Raw genomic sequence first — 19,718 nt, forward strand, 5'->3', positions numbered from 1 at the left:
TCATTCAGCGGTCAAGTATCGCATGTGGCCTTTCTAGGGCCTGACGTGTCAACCCGCGATCAGACGCCTCACGCGCTCCAGATCCTCGGGCGTGTCGACACCCGGTCCCGGCCGTTCTTCGCTGACGTGCACGGCGATGCGCTCGCCATGCCAGAGCACGCGCAACTGCTCCAGAGACTCGATCTGCTCCAAGGGGCTGACGGCCAGCGTGGGGAAGCGGCGCAGGAAGCCAGCGCGGTAGGCGTACAGGCCGACATGGCGCAGCGCCTGGTTGGGTTGGCCGGCGCCGTCGCGCCACCAGGCGATGGGGGCGCGAGAGAAATAGAGGGCCCGGCCGGCCTTGTCGGTGACCAGCTTGACGACGTTGGGGTTCGCGAACTCGGAAGGATCGGTCAGCGCATGCGCGACGGTGGCCATCACGCAGTCGGGCTGAGCTGCCAACGTGGCCGCGCAGGCGTCGATCATGGCCGGCGCGATCAGCGGCTCGTCGCCCTGCACATTGACGACGGCGGCATCGTCGGCCAGGCCGAGCTGCTCGACGGCTTCGGCCAGGCGATCGCTGCCCGAGGGATGGTCGGCGCGTGTCATCAGCGCGCGCACGCCGTGGGCGGCGCAGGCGGCGGCCACTTCGGGGGCATCGGTCGCCACGACGATCTGGCTCGCGCCCGACAGGGCGGCGCGCTGGGCGACGCGCACGATCATCGGCAGCCCGGCGATGTCGGCCAGCGGCTTGTTGGGCAGGCGGGTGGACGCCAGTCGCGCCGGGACGATGACGGTAAAGCTCACGGCGCGAGCGGCACCGGCGCGCTGGCGGTGTCGGGATCCCAGGGCTTGGCCTCGCTCTCCAGCATCAGCGGGATGCCGTCGCGGATCGGGAAGGCCAGGCGGTCGGCACGGCAGGCCAGGGCGGGTTCATCGCCGCGCAGCAGCGTCAGCGGCCCCTTGCACAGCGGGCAGACCAGCATCTCGATCAGTCTTGGGTCCATCGGGAGGGAAACAGGCGTTGGAGTTGGGCATCCAGCGCGGCCTCGAAGCCGGCGCCGGGGGCAAAGTCTAGCGTCACGACCCAGACCGGCGTCGCGCCGACGCGCACCGGGGGCAGCTTGACGGCGTCCTTCTCGGTCAGCAGCACGCCGGCGGCATCCGCGGGCCAGGGCAGGGCGGTGAAGTCGGCGTGATCGGGCAGGGGGTGGGCGTCGAAGGCCAGGCCCAGGCCGGCCAGCATGTCGAAGAAGCGCTGCGGGCGGGCCAGGCCGGCGCAGGCGACCAGGCCGGCGCGGCCGCGCAGAGCCAGCAAAGCGTCCATCGACGCCTTCTCGCCCGCCCACCAGCCCGCCAGTGGCACGGCGCCGGCGAGGTGCCGCTCGGCGACAAAGCCGGGCAGGGCGGTGCTGGGCGAGGCCGCGTTGTAGACGACGAGCTGGTCGGCTGCCAGCGCCGCTGGCGGCTGGCGCAGCGGTCCCGCCGGCAGCAGGCGGCCATTGCCCAGGCCGCGCTCGTCGAAGACCAGCAGGCTGAGTTGCCGCGGCAGCCGCCAGTGCTGCAGCCCGTCGTCGCTGACGAGCAGGTCCAGCTCGGGATGGGCCGCCAGCAGGGCCCGTGCCGCGGCGACGCGGTCGCTGCCGACGGCGACCGGCACGCGGCCACGCAGATGGATGAGCAGGGGTTCATCACCGGCCTGGCGCGCCGTCGACTGCTGCGTCACCAGCTGCACTTCGTCGCCCTCGCGCCCATAGCCGCGCGACACGACGCCGGCGCTCAGGCCGCGCGCGCGCAGCAGTTCCAGCAGGGCCAGCGTCGTCGGCGTCTTGCCGGCACCGCCGACGATCCAGTTGCCGACGACGATGACGGGGACGGGCAGGGTTTCGGTGCGCTTGAAGCCGACGCGGTAGGCCAATGTTCGCAGCGCCAGCAGCGCGCGGTAGAGCCAGCTCAGCGGCAGCAACGCGGCGGACAGCGGTCCGCCGGTCAGCCACTGTTGCTGGAGGCGATCAGCGAGCGTCGGTCTGCGCGGCGAAGGTGACACGCGTCAGGCCGACGCGGCGCGCGGCGTCCATCACGTTGACCACGGCCTGGTGGGGCGTGGCGGCATCGGCCGAGATGATCAGCGACGCGTCGGTGCTGCCGCCCGAGGCCTGGCGCAGCGCGCCGATGAGGATGTCCACCGAGCGGCCTTCCACCGGCTGGCGGTTGACGACGAAGCGGCCGTCGGCGGCGATGCCGACGATGACTTCCTGCGGCCTGTCCTTCAGCTTGTCCGCATCCGCCGAAGGCAGGGTGATCTGCAGCTCGGTGAACTTGGAATACGTCGTCGACAGCATCAGGAAGATCAGGATCACCAACAGCACGTCGATGAAGGGGATCAGGTTGATCTCCGGCGGCTCGCGGTGGGGGGCGCGAAAACGCATCGCGTCCTCCTCAAGCCGTGTAGCGGCGCAGTTGCCCGAGCAACCGGTCGGCGGCGGCTTCCAGCTCCAGGACGTACTCCTCGATCTTGCCGCGGAAGTAGCGGTAGAACATCAGCGAGGGGATGGCGATCATCAGGCCGAAGGCGGTGTTGTAGAGGGCGATGGAGATACCGTGCGCCAGCTGGGCGGGGTTGCCGCCGCCGGGCGTCTGGCTGCCGAAGATCTCGATCATGCCGACCACGGTGCCCATCAGGCCCAGCAGCGGCGCGGCCGTGGCGATGGTGCCCAGGGTGTTCATATAGCGCTCGAGCTGGTGCACGGCGCGGCGGCCGGCGAATTCGAACACCAGGCGCAGCTTGCCCTCGGGCATCTGCGGCTCGGCCGTCACGGCGCGCAGGCCGGACGCCAGCACCTCACCGAGCACGGAGTTCTCCGCCAGGCGGTCGACCATGTCGGGCGCCGGCAGCTGCTGGGCGCTGACGTTCATGACGTCCTCCAGCAGCCGCGGCGGCAGGATGCGGCTGGCGCGCAGGCTGGAGAGCCTCTCGATGATCAGGGCCAGGGCCACCACGGAGCACAGGAGCAAGGGCCAGATCGGCCAACCGGCGGCTTGTATGATCGAAAACAAGGTCGTCCCCGTCTAAAGAGTGCGCGGGATTATGGCCCCAGCCTCGGCGCCCGCCGCGCATCCTCCAGGTCCGCGAAAGCGTTCCCACAATCCACCGTTGCTGTGGATAACTTTGTGGGCAAGCCGGGTCGGTCGGCCGGCAGAGGCCGTCAAATCAAGGCCTTGGACAACTTGCCTCCAATTTGAGCAGCGGAAATCGAATTGAAAAACAAGGCCTTATGTGCTCATGACGGCGCCGTGACAGGCGCAATGAGCCGCAATTGCCCGCCAGCCCAGTATTGGCGCGGCTGTGGACTTCCCGGCCCGCGCCGGCATTGGGTTTGCGCGTGATTGAGCCTCGCGAAGCCGCTTCAAATCGGCGTATCTGGGGCGTGGCCGGCCTGCTGGAGGCGGTGGGCCAGAGCCTGGCCGAACGCTTTTCCGTGGTGGCCGTCGGCGGCGAGATCGGCGGCTTCACCCGGGCGGCCAGCGGCCACTGCTACTTCAACCTCAAGGACGCCGACGGCCAAGCCGCCAGCCTGCGCTGTGCGATGTTCCGCCGTGCGGCCGCCCTGCTGGACTTCGCGCCGGGCGAGGGCGTGCTGGTGGAGGTGCGCGGCCGCGTGGCCGTCTACGAGCCGCGGGGCGAACTGCAATTCGTCGTCGAGGCCATGCGCCGCGCCGGCGCGGGCACGCTGTACGAGCAGTTCCTGAAGCTGCGCGCCCGGCTGGCGGCCGAGGGCCTGTTCGAAGCCGACACCAAGCGCGAGCTGCCGCCCCATCCGCGGCGCATCGGCGTCATCACCTCGGCGGCCGGCGCCGCCCTGCACGATGTGCTGACGGCGTTGGCGCGCCGCGCGCCGCAGATCGAGGTCGTCGTCTACCCCAGCCCGGTGCAGGGCGTCGAGGCGCCGCCGGCTCTGGTGCGGGCCCTGCAGACGGCCAATGCGCGGGCCGAGGTCGATGTGCTGCTGCTGGTGCGCGGCGGTGGCTCGCTGGAGGACCTGTGGGCCTTCAACGACGAACGTGTGGTGCGCGCCCTGGTGGCTTCGGCCTTGCCGGTGGTCTGCGGTGTCGGCCACGAGACCGACGTGACCCTGTGCGACCTGGCGGCCGACCTGCGCGCGCCCACGCCCACGGCCGCGGCCGAACTGGCCGCGCCGTCCCGCGCCAGCCTGCTCCAGCATCTCGCCAGCCTGGAGCGCAGCCTGACCCTGCGCACCGACCATCGCCTGCAGTCCCTGGCCCAGCGCCTGGACCGCCTGGCCCTGCGCCTGTCCCGCCCCAGCGACACGCTGGCGCGCCAGCGCCGGCTGCTGGCCCTGCTGGCCCAGCGCGCCACTGCCGCGCCGGGCCGTCGCGTCGAACTGCAGGGCCAGCGCCTGAACCATCTCGAGCAGCGCCACGAACGCGCCCACCGCGACATCCTGGCCCGCCAGCACACCCGGCTCGACGGCCTGCAAGCCCGCCTGCTCGCCCTGGACCCCCAGCATGTGCTGGCCCGCGGCTATGCCTGGCTGGACGACGGCCAGGGCGGGGCGGTCACCTCCGTGCAGGCCCTGCAGCCCGGTCGCGAGCTGCGCGCCGTGCTGGCCGACGGCAGCGCCGACATGCAAGTCCTGCAGGTACGGCCTTTGCCACAGGGGTGATTCCCTCTCCCTACAATCCGCCGCGTTTCCCTTCCCCCCAACACTCTGAGGTTCACACCATGGAACACACGCTGCCCCCGCTGCCTTACCCCATCGACTCGCTGGCTCCGCACTACAGCAAGGAAACGCTGGAGTTCCACCACGGCAAGCACCACAACGCCTACGTGGTGAACCTCAACAACCTGCAGAAGGGCACCGAGTTCGAGAGCATGTCCCTCGAGGACATCATCAAGAAGAGCTCCGGCGGCATCTACAACAACTCGGCCCAGATCTGGAACCACACCTTCTTCTGGAACTGCATGAAGCCGCAAGGCGGCGGTGAGCCCGGCGGCGCCCTGGCCGCGGCCATCAACGCCAAGTGGGGCAGCTACGCCGCCTTCAAGGAAGCCTTCGTCAAGAGCGCCGTCGGCAACTTCGGTTCGGGCTGGACCTGGCTTGTCAAGAAGGCCGACGGCACGGTCGACATCGTCAACACCGGCGCCGCCGGCACGCCGCTGACCACCGCCGACAAGGCCCTGCTGACCGTCGACGTGTGGGAACACGCCTACTACATCGACTACCGCAACCTGCGCCCCAAGTTCGTCGAGACCTTCCTGTCGAACCTCGTGAACTGGTCTTTCGCCGAAGCCAACTTCGCCTGAGGCGAGTTGTCGTTGGAAAGGCCGGCAGCGCCGGCCTTTTTTTGCGCCCCGATTCCGTGATGGCTGACCCTGTGAGCGCCCTGGTGCTGCTGCCCGGCATGGATGGCACGGGCGAGCTGTTCGCGCGCTTCGTGAGCGCGCTGGGCACTGGCATCGAAGCGCGGGTGCTGCGCTATCCGGTCGACCGGCCATGGGGCTACGCCGAACTGCTGGCCTTCGTGCGCGAGGCCTTGCCGGCGGACAAGCCCTATGTGTTGCTGGCTGAATCCTTTTCGGGCCCGATAGGCATACGGATCGCGGCACAGGCGCCGCCTGGGCTCAGGGGCTTGGTGCTGTGCTGCACCTTCGCCTGCAATCCGCGGCCCTCGATGCGCCCGTTGGGCGGCCTGCTGCCCGCGATTCCGTTGGCGGCCATGCCAACAATGCCCTTGGGCCGCGTGCTCATGGGTCGCGATTTTGATCCGGCGTTGAATGCCGATCTTGCGGCTGCCATGCGGCAACTGCCGGCCACCGTCATGCGCGCCCGCCTGAGGGCGGTCCTGGATGTGGATGCGACGGCCGACCTGCGCAGGATCACCGTCCCCGTGCTCGATCTGCGGGCCAAGGACGATCTGGTGGTGCCGCGCGCTGCGGGCCAGCGGATGGCAGCGCTCTCGCCAGGCATCGTGGCGGCCGAACTGCCCGGGCCTCATTTCCTCCTCCAGACCCGACCGGTCGAGGCCGCAGCCGTCGTCAAGCGCTTCGTGCTCGGGTGAACGAATCTCTACTGCGAGACCTGAATGACATGCCGCACCAGCGGATAGACCTGATGCTGCCAGCGCCGCCCGCTGAACACGCCGTAGTGGCCGACGTTGGGCTGGATGTAGTGGGTGCGCAGATAGGCCTTCAAGCTTGACGCCAGGTCCTGGGCCGCCAGCGTCTGGCCCACCGAGCAGATGTCGTCGCGCTCGCCCTCTACCGTCAGCAGGGCGGTGCGGCGGATGGCCGCGGGGTTGACGCGCCGACCCTTGAACATCAACTCGCCGCGCGGCAGGTCGTAGGTCTGGAAGACGCGCTCCACAGTCTCCAGGTAGAACTCGGCCGCGAGGTCGGCCACGGCCAGGTACTCCTCGTAGAACATGCGCGTGACCTCGGCCTTGTCGAACTCGTCGGCGACGAGGTGGCGGTAGTAGTCCTTGAAGGCGTTGGCATGGCGGTCCTTGTTCATGCTCATGAAGGCCGACAGCTGCACAAAGCCCGGGTAGACGCGCCGGCCGGCACCCGCGTGCTGCCAGGGCACATGGCTGATGAGGTTGTTGCGGAACCACTCGATGGGCTTGCTGGTGGCCAGCCTGTTCACTTCGGTGGGGCTGACGCGGCAGTCGATGGGGCCGGCCATCAGCGTGAGACTGGCCGGCGTGGCCGGGTGGTCGTCCTCGGCCATCAGCGCGACGGCGGCCAGGGCGCTGACGCAGGGCTGGCAGACGGCCACCACATGGGCCTGCGGACCGATGGCGGCCAGGAAGTCGATCAGATGGCCGGTGTACTCGTCCAGGCCGAAGCGGCCGGCCGACAGCGGCACGTCGCGCACGTTGTGCCAATCGGTGACATAGACGTCGTGGTCCTGCAGCAGGGTGCGCACCGTGTCGCGCAGCAGCGTGGCGAAATGGCCCGACATCGGCGCCACCACCATCACCCGTGGCTGCGATGGCGCACCGTCCTTGCGAAAGCGCAGCAGCGTGCCGAAGGGCGTCGTCAGCGTGACCTCCTCGGTGACGGGCCAGCGCTCGCCGCTGCTGTGGATCTCGCCGATGCGCCAGGGCGGTCGGGCGTGGGTGACCTGGGCCAGCTGAAAGACCCGCCCGGCGGCCGACAACTGCCGCGCAGGCAGCCAGCCGGTGTCGGCGACGGCGGACTGCTCCAGCAGCGGCAGGGACAAGCGCGTGGCCATGCGCAACGGCCACATCAGATCGCTGTGAGCCTGGTAAGCGGGGTACATGCCTGCTCCTGCAAAGCCGTGATGCATCGAGCGTCGCAAGTAGCGCGCCAGCATGGCATGGGCCTTGCGATGAGATGGGGGTCCTGAACGCCGAGGAGACGCCCATGCCCGTTGCCACGCCCACCAAGCCCGCAGCCCGCAAGACCGTCAAACCCAAGGCCGCCGCGGCGGCCGCGACGCTGACGCTGAGCAGCAAGAACTACTCGTCCTGGTCGTTGCGCGGCTGGCTGCTGACGCGCTTTGCCGGCCTGGCCTTCGAGGAGATCATGGTCTCGCCCGACGACGAGGATGCGCGCAAGGAGCTGCTGCTGCTGGCCCCGTCCATCCGCGTCCCCTGCCTGCGCCACGAGGGTGTGACGGTGTGGAACAACATGGCCATCGCCGAGTATCTGAACGAGGTATTTCCCAAAGCGGGCCTGTGGCCTGCCGACCGCGTCGCGCGTGCTCATGCGCGGGCCATCTGCGGCGAGATGAATTCGGGTTTCGCCAATCTGCGCGCGTCTCTGCCCATGAACCTCAAGGGGCATTTCCCGCGCCACAAGATCTGGGCCGGAGCCAGGCCCGACATCGAGCGCATCAGCGAGATCTGGACCGATTGCCTGGCGCGCTACGGCGGCCCCTATCTGTTCGGCAGCAAGCGCAGCGCGGCCGACGCCTTCTTTGCGCCGGTGACCACACGCTTCAAGACCTATGACGTGCCGCTGAACCCGGCCTGCATGGCCTATTGCAAGACCATCAGCGCCATGCCTGAACTGAAGGAATGGACGGCTGCGGCCCAGCTCGAGCCCGACGAGATCGAGCAGCTCGACATGGATTTCTGATCAGGGCCAGGAGGAGGGCGCCGGTACCTCGCAGGGCGCCGGCATGTCCACGGTGCCGAAGTCGGCGGGCGAGACGATCTCCAGGTATTCCATGTCCGGCGAGTAGTCGAAGAGGTAGTGCACGATGCCCGGGCGCTGGTGCACGCAGTCGCCGGCCTCGACCAGGGTCACCTGGTCGCCGTACATGAACTTGGCCCAGCCCTTGGTCATCAGCACGATCTGGAACTCCGCCTCATGTCGGTGCCAGCCCGTGCCCTTTTCAGGGGCCATGTTTGCCTTCACAAGGTGCGCGATGACCTTGCCGCCGGTGGCCTCGGCCACGCCGAGGTCGCGGTAGAGGAAGAAGTCTCTGAGCCCGTCGCTGCGCCAGGGCGTGTCGCCGGGCTTGACGTGGGAGAACTGCGTGGCGGACGCGTCATTGGCGGCGTCCACGGGTATCGACAGGTCCGACATGAGGGCCTCCTGAAATGCTGAAAGGCTCAGGAGCTCACGCAATATGCGTTCCTGCATGGGCGGGCGGCCGCTGCCTTGATTCAGGTCAAGCGCCCAAGGGCAGGGGCGGCCTAGATTGCCGGCGTGAGTGCCCCACCCCCTGGCTTGCACGCGGCTGAGTCCGACGCGCGGCTTCTGATTGCCCCCTTCACGACCTGGCCTGATGGCCCGGGCGGCGCGGCGTTGTCGCAGTTCCAGGTGGCGGGCATGCATTGCGGCGCTTGCGCCGGCATCATCGAGGCGGCCCTGTTGAAGCTGCCGGGCGTGCAGGCGGCCACGGTCAACGCGGCCTCGGCGCGGCTGGGCCTGACCTGGCAGCCGTCGCGCATCGCCCTGGGCGACGTGTTCGCTGCCCTGCAGGCCGCGGGCTACCAGGCCACGCCCGACGTCGCCGCGCCGGCGCGCGAACTGCGCCGCCGCGAGAAGCGCCAGGCGCTGTGGCGGCTCTTCGTGGCCGGCTTCCTGATGATGCAGGTCATGATGATGGCCACGCCGGCCTATGTGGCCGGTGCGGGCGAGCTGGCGACCGACATCGACCGCCTGCTGCGCTGGGCCAGCTGGGTGCTGACGCTGCCGGTGATGGTGTTCTCGGCCGGCCCCTTCTTCAGCGGCGCCTGGCGGCAGCTGCGCGCCGGACGGCTGGGCATGGACGTGCCGGTGGCTCTCGGCATCGCCGTCACCTTCATCGCCAGCACCGGCGCCTTGTTCGATCCCGGCGGCGTTCTCGGCCGCGAGGTCTATTTCGATTCCCTCACCATGTTCGTCGCGTTGCTGCTGCTGGCGCGCTGGTTCGAGTTGGGGGCTCGCCATCGTGCCGCCGACGCGCTGGAGGCCGTCGCGAGCGCACTGCCGACAGCCGCCGAGCGCCTCAAGGACGACGGCACGATCGAGAGCGTCCCGCCCGAGGCCCTGCGCGTCGGCGACCGCATCCGCGTGGTGGCCGGTGAAGCGTTTGCGGCGGATGGGCGCATCAGCGGCGGCCAGGGCTGGGTCAATGAAGCCCTGCTGACCGGCGAATCCGCACCGGTCGCCAAGGCGGCCGGCGACGCCGTCGTCGCGGGCAGCCTCAGCGTCGACGGCAGCTTCGTCGTCGTCGTTGAGCGCGTCGGTGCCGACACGACGGCCCAGGGCATCGTGCGCCTGATGCAGCAGGCCCAGAGCCAGCGGCCGCTGGCCCATGGCCTGGTTGACCGTGTTGCCGCCGGCTTCACGGCCACAGTGCTGCTGCTGGCCCTGGCGGCCGGCATGGCCTGGTGGTGGGTCGATCCCTCGCGCGCCATCGCCGTGGCGGTGGCCGTGCTCATCGTCACCTGCCCCTGCGCCTTGACCTTGGCCGCCCCGGCCGCCTGGCTGACGGCCAGCGGGTCCTTGGCGCGGCGCGGCTTGCTGCTGGCCGACCTGTCGGCGCTGGACCGCCTCTGTGCCGTCGACACCGTCGTCTTCGACAAGACCGGCACGCTCGGCGAAGACCGCCTCGTGCTGCGTCGGTACTGGGCCGTGGGCGCCGATGCCGTTGCGCTGCTCGCCGGGGCCCGCAGCCTGGCCGCGCTGTCGCGTCATCCGCATGCAAGGGCGCTGGCCGACGGCGGGGGCCCGGGTGTCTGGACCGATGTGCAGGAGATCGCCGGCCGTGGCCTGCAGGCACGGGACGCAACCGGCCGGCTCTGGCGCCTGGGCGCGCCGGGCTGGGTCCGTGAGCGTCCCGATGAATCAGCAAGGCTGGCCTTCGGCAGCGAGGGCTGCGTGCTGTGGCTGGATCTGGCCGAAGCGCCGCGGGCCGATGCGGCCGAAGCTGTCACCGCCTTGCGCAAGGCCGGCCTGCGCGTGCGCCTGCTGTCGGGTGACCATCCCGCGGCCGTGGCACGCATGGCCGGGCAACTGGACCTCGTGCATTGGCGCGGTGGCGCGACGCCGCAGTCCAAGCTCGCCGCGGTGCGCGAGTGGCAGGCCGGTGGCGAGCATGTGCTGATGGTGGGCGACGGCATCAACGACGCCCCCGTGCTGGCGGCGGCCGACGTGCGCATCGCGATGGGGCAGGGCGCCATGCTGGCCCGCAGCGCGGCGGATGCCTTGCTCGTCTCCAACCGCCTGATGGCCCTGCCGCAAGCCCTGGCCCTGGCGAAGAAGACCCGCCGCGTGCTGCGCCAGAACCTGGCCTGGGCGGCCCTCTACAACCTGGCCTGCGTGCCGCTCGCCCTGGCCGGCTGGCTGCCGCCGCTGGCGGCCGGCATCGGCATGGCGACGAGTTCCCTCTTCGTCGTCCTCAACGCCCAAAGGCTCAACCGCTGAAGTCAGGCTGATGGACATCCTCTACCTCCTCATCCCCTTTTCCGTCGTCCTGGTGCTGCTCATCGTGGCCGTGTTCGGCTGGGCTGTGAACTCCGGCCAACTCGACGGATTCGAAAACGAGGCTGAACGCATCCTGCTTGACGAGGATCAAGCCGCCTGAGGTCTGCTCCACGAAGAATCGTTTGCATCAGACTGAAGGAGTCGCGATGGCGAACGAAAAGGTCCCGGTGGCGTCCGGGGCGACATACGAGGATGGACCGGTGCGTGCCTTTGCGCTGGCAGCGGTCCTGTGGGGCGTGGTGGGCATGGCCGTGGGTGTCTTCATCGCCGCCCAGCTGGCCTGGCCCGAACTCGGTGCCGGCATTCCCTGGCTCAGCTACGGCCGCCTGCGCCCCCTGCACACCAATGCGGTGATCTTCGCCTTCGGCGGCTGCACGCTGATGGCGACCAGCTATCACGTCGTGCAGCGCACCGGCCAGACGCGGTTGTTCGCACCCGGCCTGGCCTGGTTCCATTTCTGGGCCTGGCAGGCCGTCATCGTCGGTGCCGCCATCACGCTGCCCATGGGGTTCACGCGCGGCAAGGAATACGCGGAGCTCGAGTGGCCCATCGGCGTGCTGATCACCCTCGCCTGGGTGGCCTACGCCATCGTCTTCTTCGGCACCGTGGGGCGGCGCAAGATCCGCCACATCTACGTGGCCAACTGGTTCTTCGGGGCCTTCATCCTGGCCGTCGCCCTGCTGCACCTTGTCAACGGCGCCGTGCTGCCGGTCAGCCTCTGGAAAAGCTACTCGGCCTACGCCGGCGTGCAGGACGCCATGGTGCAGTGGTGGTACGGCCATAACGCGGTCGGCTTCTTCCTGACCGCGGGCTTCCTCGGGATGATGTACTACTACATCCCCAAGCAGGCCGAGCGCCCCGTCTACAGCTACCGCCTGTCCATCGTCCACTTCTGGGCGCTGATCTTCACCTATATGTGGGCAGGCCCCCACCATCTGCACTACACGGCCTTGCCGGACTGGGCGCAGAGCGTGGGCATGATCTTCAGCCTGGTGCTGCTGGCGCCGAGCTGGGGCGGCATGATCAACGGCGTCATGACGCTCAGCGGTGCCTGGCACAAGCTGCGCGATGACCCCATCCTGAAGTTCCTCATCGTGTCGCTGTCCTTCTACGGCATGTCGACCTTCGAGGGCCCGATGATGTCCATCAAGACGGTCAATGCGCTGTCGCACTACACCGACTGGACCGTGGGCCATGTGCACAGCGGTGCCCTGGGTTGGGTGGGCCTGATCTCCATGGGCTCGCTCTATCACCTGATCCCGCGCATGTTCGGCCGCACGGAGATGTACTCCAGGCGCGCCATCGAGCTGCACTTCTGGATCGCGACCCTGGGCATCGTGCTCTACATCGCCGCGATGTGGATCGCCGGCGTCATGCAGGGCCTGATGTGGCGCGCCGTCAATCCCGACGGCACCCTGGTCTACACCTTTGTCGAGAGCGTGAAGGCCACCTGGCCCTTCTACGTGGCGCGGCTGGCGGGTGGCCTGCTGTATCTGGCCGGCATGCTGGTGATGGCCTGGAACGTCGTGAAGACTGTGCAGGCCGGCAAGCCTCAGCAGGTCCGCATCCCTCAAGTCCTGGCGCATGCCTGAAGGAGGCATCGACATGAGCACCAATACTGAACGCTATTCCGGCCACCAGCGCATCGAGACCAGCAATCTGCTGATGATCATCCTGGTGCTGCTGACGGTCTTCGTCGGCGGCTTCGTCGAGATCGTGCCGCTGTTCTTCCAGCGCTCGACCACGCAGGCCGCTCCCGGGCTGAAGCCCTACACGGCCCTGCAGGTGGCCGGCCGCGACATCTATGTCCGCGAGGGTTGCTACAACTGCCACTCGCAGATGATCCGCCCGCTGCTGGCCGAGACCCTGCGCTACGGCGCCTACTCGACGGCCGGCGAATTTGTCTACGACCACCCCTTCCAGTGGGGCAGCAAGCGCACCGGTCCTGACCTGCACCGCGTCGGCGGCAAGTACAGCGACGACTGGCACCGCATCCACCTGAACAACCCGCGTGATCTGGTGCCGGAGTCCAACATGCCTGCCTACTCCTGGCTGGCCAACGCGCCGGTCGACGCGGCGGCCCTGCCGGCCAAGATGACGGCGCTGCGCACCCTGGGCGCGCCCTACACGGACGCCGAGATCCAGGGCGCTCCCCAGGCCGCCGCCGGCAAGACCGAGCTGGACGCCCTGGTCGCCTATCTGCAGGTGCTGGGCACCGCAGGCCCAAGCAACAAGGAGGCTTCTCGTGGGAATCAATGAACTGCGCATGGCCGTGACCGTGGTGTCGCTGGCCGTCTTCATCGGCATCGTCGTCTGGGCCTGGCGCGGCCGCTTCGAGGCCGCCGCCGAGCTGCCGCTGCAAGGGGAGGAGCAATGAGCGATTTCATCAGCCCCGGCTGGTCGATCTTCGTCGCCGCCGCCACCGTGCTGGGCCTCATCGCCTGCATCGTGCTGCTGCTCATCGCCAGCCGCCGCCAGCCTTCGGCCGCCGACAACACCACCGGTCATATCTGGGACGAAGACCTGCGTGAGCTGAACAATCCCCTGCCGCTTTGGTGGATGGGCCTGTTCGTGCTGACCATCGTCTTCGCCGGCGTCTATCTCGCCCTCTATCCGGGCCTGGGCAGCGCCGGCGGCAAGCTGGCTTGGACGAGCGTCAATGAACACGCCGCCGACGTCAGCCAGGCCCGCGCCGCGATGGCGCCGGTCTATGCCGGCTTCGCCAACATGGCGCCCGAGCAACTGGCCAAGGACGAGAAGGCGCATGCCATCGGCGAGCGTTTGTTCGCCAACAACTGCGCCCAGTGCCACGGCGCGGACGCCAAGGGTTCCAAGGGCTTCCCCAACCTGACCGACAAGGACTGGCTCTGGGGCGGCAGCTTCGAGACCATCACCGAGACGATCACCAAGGGCCGCGAAGGCAATATGCCCGTGATGGCACCGGCCGTCGGCACGAGCGAGGACGTGCGCAACGTCGCCCACTACGTGCTGTCGCTGTCCGACAGTCCGCACAACCCGCTCTACGCCCAGCTGGGCAAGCCCAAGTTCGTCGTCTGCGCCGCCTGCCACGGCCCCGGCGGCAAGGGCAATCCAGCCCTGGGCGCACCGAATCTCTCGGACAAGATCTGGCTGCACGGCTGGGGCGAGGAAGCCGTCATGGCCATGGTCAACAACGGCAAGCACAATGTGATGCCGGCGCACGGCGAGCGACTGACGCCCGAGCAGATCCGGGTGTTGGCGGCTTATGTCTGGGGCCTCAGCAACTGAGTCATGGCCGATTCCGAAGCCGTCATCCGGCTCTACCGCTCTGAAGACAAGATCCACCCGCGCGCGGTGGACGGCTTCTACGCGCGCTGGCGCTGGGCCCTCGTCGCCCTGACCCAGCTCGTCTTCTACGGCCTGCCCTGGCTGAGCTGGGGTGACCGGCCGGCCGTGCTGTTCGACCTGGCCGCGCGTCGCTTCTACGTCTTCGGCCTGGTGCTGTATCCGCAGGACTTCGTCTATCTCGCGGTGCTGCTGATGGTCTCGGCCTTCGCCCTCTTCCTGTTCACGGCGGTGGCGGGGCGGGTCTGGTGCGGCTATGCCTGCCCGCAGACCGTCTACACCGAGATCTACATGCGGGTGGAGCGCTGGTTCGAGGGCGACCGCAATGCGCGGTTGCGCCTGGAAAAGGCGCCCTGGTCCTTCGACAAGCTGTGGCGCAAGGCCGGCAAGCAGTTCGTGTGGATCGTCATGGGTCTTTGGACGGGTTTCAGCTTCGTCGGCTACTTCACGCCCATCCCCACACTGGGCGCCGAGGTACTGAGCCTGGGGATGGGGCCGTGGGAGACCTTCTGGGTGCTGTTCTACGGCTTTGCGACCTACGGCAATGCGGGCTATATGCGCGAGCAGGTCTGCAAATACATGTGTCCGTATGCGCGCTTCCAGAGCGCGATGTTCGACCGCGACACGCTGATCATCAGCTACGACCCGGTGCGCGGCGAGCCGCGTGGCAAGAACGCCCAGCGCGGCAAGAAGGGCGAGGCCCGCGTGGAGGCCGTGGGCGACTGCATCGATTGCGGCCTGTGCGTGCAGGTCTGCCCGACCGGCATCGACATCCGCGATGGCCTGCAGTACGAATGCATCAGCTGCGCCGCTTGCATCGACGTCTGCGACGGCGTCATGGACAAGATGGGCACGCCGCATGGCCTGATCCGCTACGACACCGAGAACGGCCTGGAGCACGGGCTCAGCCGCGCGCAGCGCTGGCGCCGCGTTTTCAGGCCGCGTGTGCTCGTCTACGGCACGGTGCTGCTGCTGATCTGCGCCGGCGCCCTCTACAGCCTGGCCTCGCGCCACAGCTTCCGCGTCGACGTGGTGCGCGACCGTGCCGCCCTGGCCCGCATCGTCGAGGACGGCTGGGTCGAGAACGTCTATCGGCTGCAGATCATGAATGCGACCGAGTCGGCGCAGCGCTACCGTCTGGAGGCCGACGGCCTGCCCGGCCTGAAGATCAGCCAGGCGAACACCATCGAGATCGGGCCCGCCGAGGCGCGCTGGGTGGCGGTGTCCCTGCGCATGCCGCCCGAGGCTGCCCTGGCCCTGAAGTCCGGCGCCCATGCGCTGCAGTGGCGCGTGAAGCGCGAAGCCGACGGCGAGACCGTCGCCGAGAAATCCACCTTCGTCGTGCCGCGCTGACGCGGCAGGAGACTTCGATGAACGTCATTCCCACCACCTCCACATCGCCCTGGCGCCAGCCCATGTTCTGGCTCGTCGTGTCCGGCCCGGCCCTCGTCGTCATCGCCAGCTTCTACACGCTGAGCCTGGCCATCCGCCATCCCGACCCGCCGCTGGAACTGCGTCACACCGCGGCCCAGGCCGCCGATGACGTGGCCGACCTGCGCGCCCACGAAGGCGACCCCGTGCCGGCCCTGGTGGCTCGCAACCACGCCGCCACCGGCACGGCAGGCCTGAAGAAATGAACGGTCCCGCCGGCCCCTCGCGCGTCAGGCGTTTCGCGATGGCGGTGGTCTGGTCGTCCTTCCTGGCGGCCGGCGTGATGGAAGCCCTCGTCTTCGCCGTCGTCGACCCGGCCGACCTGCGCTGGTTCGGCGGTGCGTCCCTCGAACTGTCGGCGCAGGCGATCTACACGCTGAGCTTTTTGATCTTCTGGGGTGTCATTGCCCTGGGTGCCAGCCTGTCGCTGCTGCTGGTGAGCCTGCCCGAGGACGACGTCAGGCCTGCGCGTCGCGCGCCGGGCTGGCCTCATTGAGGGCGGCATTGGCGACGACGCGGGCACCGCGGTCGTAGGTCCAGTAGGCCCAGGCCCAGTCCAGCAGCACGACGAAGCGGTTGCGATAGCCGATCAGGAAGTAGACGTGGGCGAACAGCCAGAACAACCAGGCGAAATAGCCTGAGAAGCGCAGCGGCCCGGCCGGCGTGCCGAGATCGACGACGGCGCTGTTGCGGCCGATGGTGGCCAGGTTGCCGTAGTCGCGGTAGCGGAAGGCCTGCGTCGCCTCGCCGCGCAGCCGGCGCTGGATGTTGGCGGCGGCGCAGCGGCCCATCTGCTTGGCAGCGGGCGACACACCGGGGACCGGCTTGGGCGCCTGGCCGGGCGCATGGCTTTGCGCGGCGGCGAGGTCGCCGATGACTTGGAGGGTGGGATGGCCCTTGAGGCTGAGGTCGGGCTCGACGAGGACGCGGCCGGCGCGGTCCAGCGTGCAGCCGGTGGCTTCGGCCAGCACGCGGCCCAACGGTGAGGCGGCCACGCCGGCGGCCCAGACGACGCAGCGGCTCGCCAGGCGTTCGGCGCCGGCACCCGTCGTGACGTCCAGGCCTTCGGCATCGATGCCGGTCACGCGGGCACCCAGGCGTACGTCCACGCCCAGCGCGACGAGTTGCTCGCGTGCGCTCTCGCTCAGCGAATCAGGCATGGCAGCCAGCACACGCGGCCCGCCTTCGACCAGCAGCACCTTGGCCTGGCGCGGGTCGATGCGGCGGAACTCGCCGGGCAGGGTGTGGCGGGCAATCTCGGCAAAGGTGCCGGCCAGCTCCACACCCGTCGGCCCGGCGCCGACGACGACGAACTGCATCAGCGCGGCGCGCTTCACCGGGTCGTCCTCGCGCTCTGCGGCTTCGAAGGCCAACAGCACGCGGCGGCGGATCTCGAAGGCGTCTTCCAGCGTCTTCAGCCCCGGCGCGTGGCTGGCCCAGTCGTCGCGGCCGAAATAGCTGTGCGTGGCGCCGGCCGCGACGATGAGATGGTCCCAGCCCAGCACCGCGCCGTCCTTCAACATGGCAGTCTTCGCACCGGCGTCGATGCCGGTCACCTCGCCAAGCAGCGTCGTCACATTGCGCTGGTTGCGAAAGAGATGGCGGATGGGCGCCGCGATGGACGGGGCCGAGAGGCCGGCCGTCGCCACCTGGTAGATCAGGGGCTGGAAGAGGTGGTGGTTGGTCTTGTCGACGACGGTGATGTCGACTGCAGCAGCGCGCAAGGCACGCGCCGCCTCCAGGCCGCCGAAGCCGCAGCCGATGATGAGGACTTGGGGACGCATGAACCCCATCCTACGCCTGGTTTGCTGCGCTGCAGCATGGGTTCGGTCAAGCCCCGTTTCCTGCTGTTGCAATGGATGCGAAGCTGGGGAGAGGCTGGGCGCGACGGGCCTCATAGGATTTGGAGCGCCCGGTGCAAGGTCGGGCGCAGCCTGCCCGATGTCCGCTACCGCCCTGGTCACTCCCGTCCTCCCATCTCCCACCTGGCAACGCCTGCGCAGCGAAGGCCTGCACGGCCTGTCCTTCCGCCAGGGCCTGCTGGCCGTCTTCCTGTTGATTGCGGTCGCCCTCGGCGGCGCGGCGGCCCAGGCCATGCTGGCGCTCGAGCATGTCGCCCTGCAGGGCCGCGAAGCCTCCCAGGACGCCGCGGCGCTGTCGGCCCAGGTGCAGCGCCTGGCTGAGCGCACCGTCGCCATGGAGCGCAGCGCGCGCCAGTTCCTGGTGCTGGACGATGCCGGCCTGCGCGAGCGCTTCCAGTCCGCTTGGGTGGACGCCCGCGACACCCAGGCAGCATTGGCCATCACGCTTCCCGTACAGGGCGCGCGTCAGCTCTTTGTCGACTGGAATGCCCAAGCCGATGCGGCTTGGCGCGTCGTGCAGAACCCCGGCCGGGCCCGCCAGGTGGCGCTGCAGCGCTTGACGCCGCTGTTCGCCCGCCTGCACGGCATCAACCAGGCGCTGAGCCAGCAGAGCCAGCAGGCCATGGACAGGCGCAGCGACGCCGTGCTGGCCGAACTGGAGCAGCAGCGCCGCCTCATCAGCGCGCTGGTCGTCGGCGCCATCGTGATCGCCGTGCTGCTCGGCCTCGCCTTCGGCCATTGGCTGCTGCGGCCGCTGACGGATGTGGAGGCGGCCATCGGCCGGTTGGGTGACAACCGCTTCGACCAGCCCGTCGATGTGCGCGGCCCGGTGGACCTGCGGCGCCTGGGGCGCCAGCTGGAGTGGCTGCGCCAGCGCCTGGCCACGCTGGAGTCCGACAAGACCCGCTTCGTGCGCCACATCTCCCACGAGCTGAAGACGCCCATGGCCTCCATCCGCGAAGGCGCGGCCCTGCTGCGCGATGGCGTGGCCGGCCCGCTGACCGGCGACCAGGCCGAGATCGTGCGCATCCTGGGCGACAACAGTGCGGCCCTGCAGCACCAGATCGAAGGTCTGCTGAGCTACCAGGCCCTGGCTTCCGACGCCCAGCAGCTGCGCCGTCAGCCGGTGGAACTGGGGGGCCTGCTGGCGCGTGTCGTCGACGAGCAGCGCCTGCTGTGGCAGGCCAAGGGCTTGCAGGTGCAGCTGGAAGCGCCGGACACCACGGCGCTTGTCGACGGCGACAAGCTGGCCGCCGTGCTCGCCAATTTGCTCGTCAACGCGGTGCGCTTCAGCCCACCAGGCGGGACCATCCGGCTGCTGCTGGCGCAGGACGCGGCCGGCATCAGCATCGACTGCATCGACGCAGGCGCGGGTGTCGCGCCCGAGGACGTCGAGCGCATCTTCGACCCCTTCTACCAGGGCCGCCATCAGCCCCCCGGCGCGCGCCGCGGCAGCGGCATCGGCCTGTCCATCGTGCGCGAGATCGTGCAGGCCCATGGCGGCAGTTGCCGGCTGCTTGCCAGCGAGAGCGGCGCCCAATTCCGGATCGAGCTTCCCCATCATGTCCATACCGCCCCGACGACTGCTTGAGATGGGCCTGCTCCTGCTGCTGGCGGCCTGCCAGACGCCGGCGCCCGCGCCCCTGCCGCCCGAGCCGGGCTGTCCCGAGCCGCCGCCAGCGCCAGTCGCCAGCGATGACAACGCCAAGGCCCTGCAGGGCTATGTGGCCGATCTGCACAAGGCCCTGCAGCTCGGTCAGGGCCGCAGCGCCGCCGACCAGGCCCAGGCCACGGCCCAGCTGGAGGCCCTGGGCAATTCCAGCGACCCCCAGGCGGAGCCGCTCAAGCCTCTGGTGGCCCTGGCAACGGCGCGCATGGCCGAGCAGAAGCGGCTGCAGGACAGCATCGACAAGCTCAGCCAGCAATTGCGCGACAGCCAGCGTCGCAACGAGCAGCTCAACGAGAAGCTGGAAGCGCTGAAGGCCATCGAGCAGACCCTGCCGGCCAAGCCCGGCGCGAGATGAAGCCCCTCGTCCAAGGAGTACCTTGGCCGGTCCCCAGGGGGGACGGCGATGCTTGCCGGGTTGACCGGCAAGCACATCGCCCAACGCGGGCCGGCTAGGGAGCGGCCCGGCGCTCGGCCCGCTAAGACCGAC

At 69.2% G+C, this 19,718-nt stretch carries 23 protein-coding genes; 15 read left to right on the top strand and 8 right to left on the bottom strand.

Translation table 11 applies throughout. The features are described 5' to 3' along the window. Window positions 1–48: 48 nt before the first annotated feature. From kdsB to AC3WOE_RS01010, 5 genes are read right to left on the bottom strand one after another with little or no spacing between them, the layout of a single operon-like run. Complete coding sequence (kdsB, locus tag AC3WOE_RS00990) at window positions 49–786, bottom strand: 3-deoxy-manno-octulosonate cytidylyltransferase (RefSeq protein ID WP_492687633.1); 738 nt, start codon at window positions 784–786, stop codon at window positions 49–51. Further along, window positions 783–986 carry a Trm112 family protein gene (locus tag AC3WOE_RS00995; protein WP_492687634.1) on the bottom strand — a complete coding sequence of 68 codons (204 nt, stop codon included), beginning with the start codon at window positions 984–986 and terminating at the stop codon, window positions 783–785. Before AC3WOE_RS00995 ends, kdsB begins: the two co-directional genes overlap by 4 nt. After that, window positions 971–2,026, bottom strand: coding sequence for a tetraacyldisaccharide 4'-kinase (gene lpxK, locus AC3WOE_RS01000; protein WP_492687635.1), 1,056 nt, complete (start codon window positions 2,024–2,026; stop codon window positions 971–973). Before lpxK ends, AC3WOE_RS00995 begins: the two co-directional genes overlap by 16 nt. Continuing rightward, on the bottom strand, window positions 1,992–2,408 hold the full coding sequence (locus tag AC3WOE_RS01005) for an ExbD/TolR family protein (protein WP_492687636.1): 417 nt from the start codon (window positions 2,406–2,408) through the stop codon (window positions 1,992–1,994). Before AC3WOE_RS01005 ends, lpxK begins: the two co-directional genes overlap by 35 nt. A 10-nt stretch (window positions 2,409–2,418) precedes the next feature. Beyond that, window positions 2,419–3,036: a MotA/TolQ/ExbB proton channel family protein gene (locus AC3WOE_RS01010; protein ID WP_492687637.1), complete on the bottom strand. Its 618-nt coding sequence runs from the start codon at window positions 3,034–3,036 to the stop codon at window positions 2,419–2,421. 326 nt (window positions 3,037–3,362) lie between these two features. On the opposite strand from AC3WOE_RS01010, the gene xseA reads away from it, so the two are divergent. Genes xseA through AC3WOE_RS01025 form a run of 3 tightly spaced genes read left to right on the top strand, consistent with a single transcriptional unit; the run spans window position 3,363 to window position 6,060 of the window. After that, window positions 3,363–4,664 carry an exodeoxyribonuclease VII large subunit gene (gene xseA / locus AC3WOE_RS01015; RefSeq protein ID WP_492687638.1) on the top strand — a complete coding sequence of 434 codons (1,302 nt, stop codon included), beginning with the start codon at window positions 3,363–3,365 and terminating at the stop codon, window positions 4,662–4,664. A gap of 59 nt (window positions 4,665–4,723) precedes the next feature. Further along, the gene (locus tag AC3WOE_RS01020) at window positions 4,724–5,305 is read left to right on the top strand and encodes a superoxide dismutase (RefSeq protein ID WP_492687639.1); all 582 of its coding nucleotides are present in this window, start codon (window positions 4,724–4,726) and stop codon (window positions 5,303–5,305) included. A 59-nt stretch (window positions 5,306–5,364) separates the two neighbouring features. Further along, window positions 5,365–6,060, top strand: coding sequence for an alpha/beta fold hydrolase (locus AC3WOE_RS01025; protein ID WP_492687640.1), 696 nt, complete (start codon window positions 5,365–5,367; stop codon window positions 6,058–6,060). An 8-nt stretch (window positions 6,061–6,068) separates the two neighbouring features. Here the strand turns inward: AC3WOE_RS01025 and AC3WOE_RS01030 are convergent, their stop codons facing one another. Then, window positions 6,069–7,283, bottom strand: a complete 1,215-nt coding sequence (locus AC3WOE_RS01030; RefSeq protein WP_492687641.1) for a polyhydroxyalkanoate depolymerase — start codon at window positions 7,281–7,283, stop codon at window positions 6,069–6,071. Between the two features lie 104 nt (window positions 7,284–7,387). Here AC3WOE_RS01030 and AC3WOE_RS01035 point away from each other — a divergent pair, with 104 nt between their 5' ends. Further along, on the top strand, window positions 7,388–8,104 hold the full coding sequence (locus AC3WOE_RS01035) for a glutathione S-transferase family protein (protein ID WP_492687642.1): 717 nt from the start codon (window positions 7,388–7,390) through the stop codon (window positions 8,102–8,104). On the opposite strand, the gene AC3WOE_RS01040 is transcribed toward AC3WOE_RS01035, so the two are convergent. Next, complete coding sequence (locus AC3WOE_RS01040) at window positions 8,105–8,557, bottom strand: cupin domain-containing protein (protein WP_492687643.1); 453 nt, start codon at window positions 8,555–8,557, stop codon at window positions 8,105–8,107. Between the two features lie 123 nt (window positions 8,558–8,680). Here AC3WOE_RS01040 and AC3WOE_RS01045 point away from each other — a divergent pair, with 123 nt between their 5' ends. Genes AC3WOE_RS01045 through AC3WOE_RS01085 form a run of 9 tightly spaced genes read left to right on the top strand, consistent with a single transcriptional unit; the run spans window position 8,681 to window position 16,196 of the window. Next, entirely contained in the window at window positions 8,681–10,885 is a 2,205-nt protein-coding gene (locus tag AC3WOE_RS01045) for a heavy metal translocating P-type ATPase (RefSeq protein WP_492687644.1), read from the top strand. A gap of 10 nt (window positions 10,886–10,895) precedes the next feature. Then, on the top strand, window positions 10,896–11,045 hold the full coding sequence (gene ccoS / locus AC3WOE_RS01050; protein WP_477935541.1) for a cbb3-type cytochrome oxidase assembly protein CcoS: 150 nt from the start codon (window positions 10,896–10,898) through the stop codon (window positions 11,043–11,045). A gap of 46 nt (window positions 11,046–11,091) precedes the next feature. Continuing rightward, entirely contained in the window at window positions 11,092–12,537 is a 1,446-nt protein-coding gene (ccoN, locus tag AC3WOE_RS01055) for a cytochrome-c oxidase, cbb3-type subunit I (RefSeq protein ID WP_492687645.1), read from the top strand. A gap of 13 nt (window positions 12,538–12,550) precedes the next feature. Beyond that, entirely contained in the window at window positions 12,551–13,204 is a 654-nt protein-coding gene (ccoO, locus tag AC3WOE_RS01060; RefSeq protein ID WP_492687646.1) for a cytochrome-c oxidase, cbb3-type subunit II, read from the top strand. Beyond that, window positions 13,191–13,322, top strand: coding sequence for a cbb3-type cytochrome oxidase subunit 3 (locus tag AC3WOE_RS01065; RefSeq protein ID WP_492687647.1), 132 nt, complete (start codon window positions 13,191–13,193; stop codon window positions 13,320–13,322). The genes ccoO and AC3WOE_RS01065 overlap by 14 nt, the downstream gene beginning before the upstream one ends. Beyond that, entirely contained in the window at window positions 13,319–14,212 is an 894-nt protein-coding gene (gene ccoP, locus AC3WOE_RS01070; RefSeq protein WP_492687648.1) for a cytochrome-c oxidase, cbb3-type subunit III, read from the top strand. Before AC3WOE_RS01065 ends, ccoP begins: the two co-directional genes overlap by 4 nt. A gap of 3 nt (window positions 14,213–14,215) precedes the next feature. After that, on the top strand, window positions 14,216–15,622 hold the full coding sequence (gene ccoG, locus AC3WOE_RS01075; RefSeq protein WP_492687649.1) for a cytochrome c oxidase accessory protein CcoG: 1,407 nt from the start codon (window positions 14,216–14,218) through the stop codon (window positions 15,620–15,622). A 17-nt stretch (window positions 15,623–15,639) separates the two neighbouring features. After that, window positions 15,640–15,906: a hypothetical protein gene (locus AC3WOE_RS01080; RefSeq protein WP_492687650.1), complete on the top strand. Its 267-nt coding sequence runs from the start codon at window positions 15,640–15,642 to the stop codon at window positions 15,904–15,906. Beyond that, window positions 15,903–16,196: a hypothetical protein gene (locus AC3WOE_RS01085; protein WP_492687651.1), complete on the top strand. Its 294-nt coding sequence runs from the start codon at window positions 15,903–15,905 to the stop codon at window positions 16,194–16,196. The genes AC3WOE_RS01080 and AC3WOE_RS01085 overlap by 4 nt, the downstream gene beginning before the upstream one ends. Here AC3WOE_RS01085 and AC3WOE_RS01090 read toward each other — a convergent pair. Continuing rightward, window positions 16,159–17,484: an NAD(P)/FAD-dependent oxidoreductase gene (locus AC3WOE_RS01090; protein WP_492687652.1), complete on the bottom strand. Its 1,326-nt coding sequence runs from the start codon at window positions 17,482–17,484 to the stop codon at window positions 16,159–16,161. The genes AC3WOE_RS01085 and AC3WOE_RS01090 overlap by 38 nt on opposite strands. A gap of 157 nt (window positions 17,485–17,641) precedes the next feature. On the opposite strand from AC3WOE_RS01090, the gene AC3WOE_RS01095 reads away from it, so the two are divergent. After that, window positions 17,642–19,153, top strand: a complete 1,512-nt coding sequence (locus AC3WOE_RS01095; RefSeq protein WP_492687653.1) for a sensor histidine kinase — start codon at window positions 17,642–17,644, stop codon at window positions 19,151–19,153. Window position 19,154: 1 nt separating this feature from the next. Further along, window positions 19,155–19,586 (top strand): hypothetical protein, encoded by a 432-nt coding sequence (locus AC3WOE_RS01100; protein WP_492687654.1) that lies wholly within the window; start codon window positions 19,155–19,157, stop codon window positions 19,584–19,586. The last annotated feature ends 132 nt before the right edge of the window (window positions 19,587–19,718 follow it).

The organism is Roseateles sp. FW305-36, assembly GCF_058787015.1.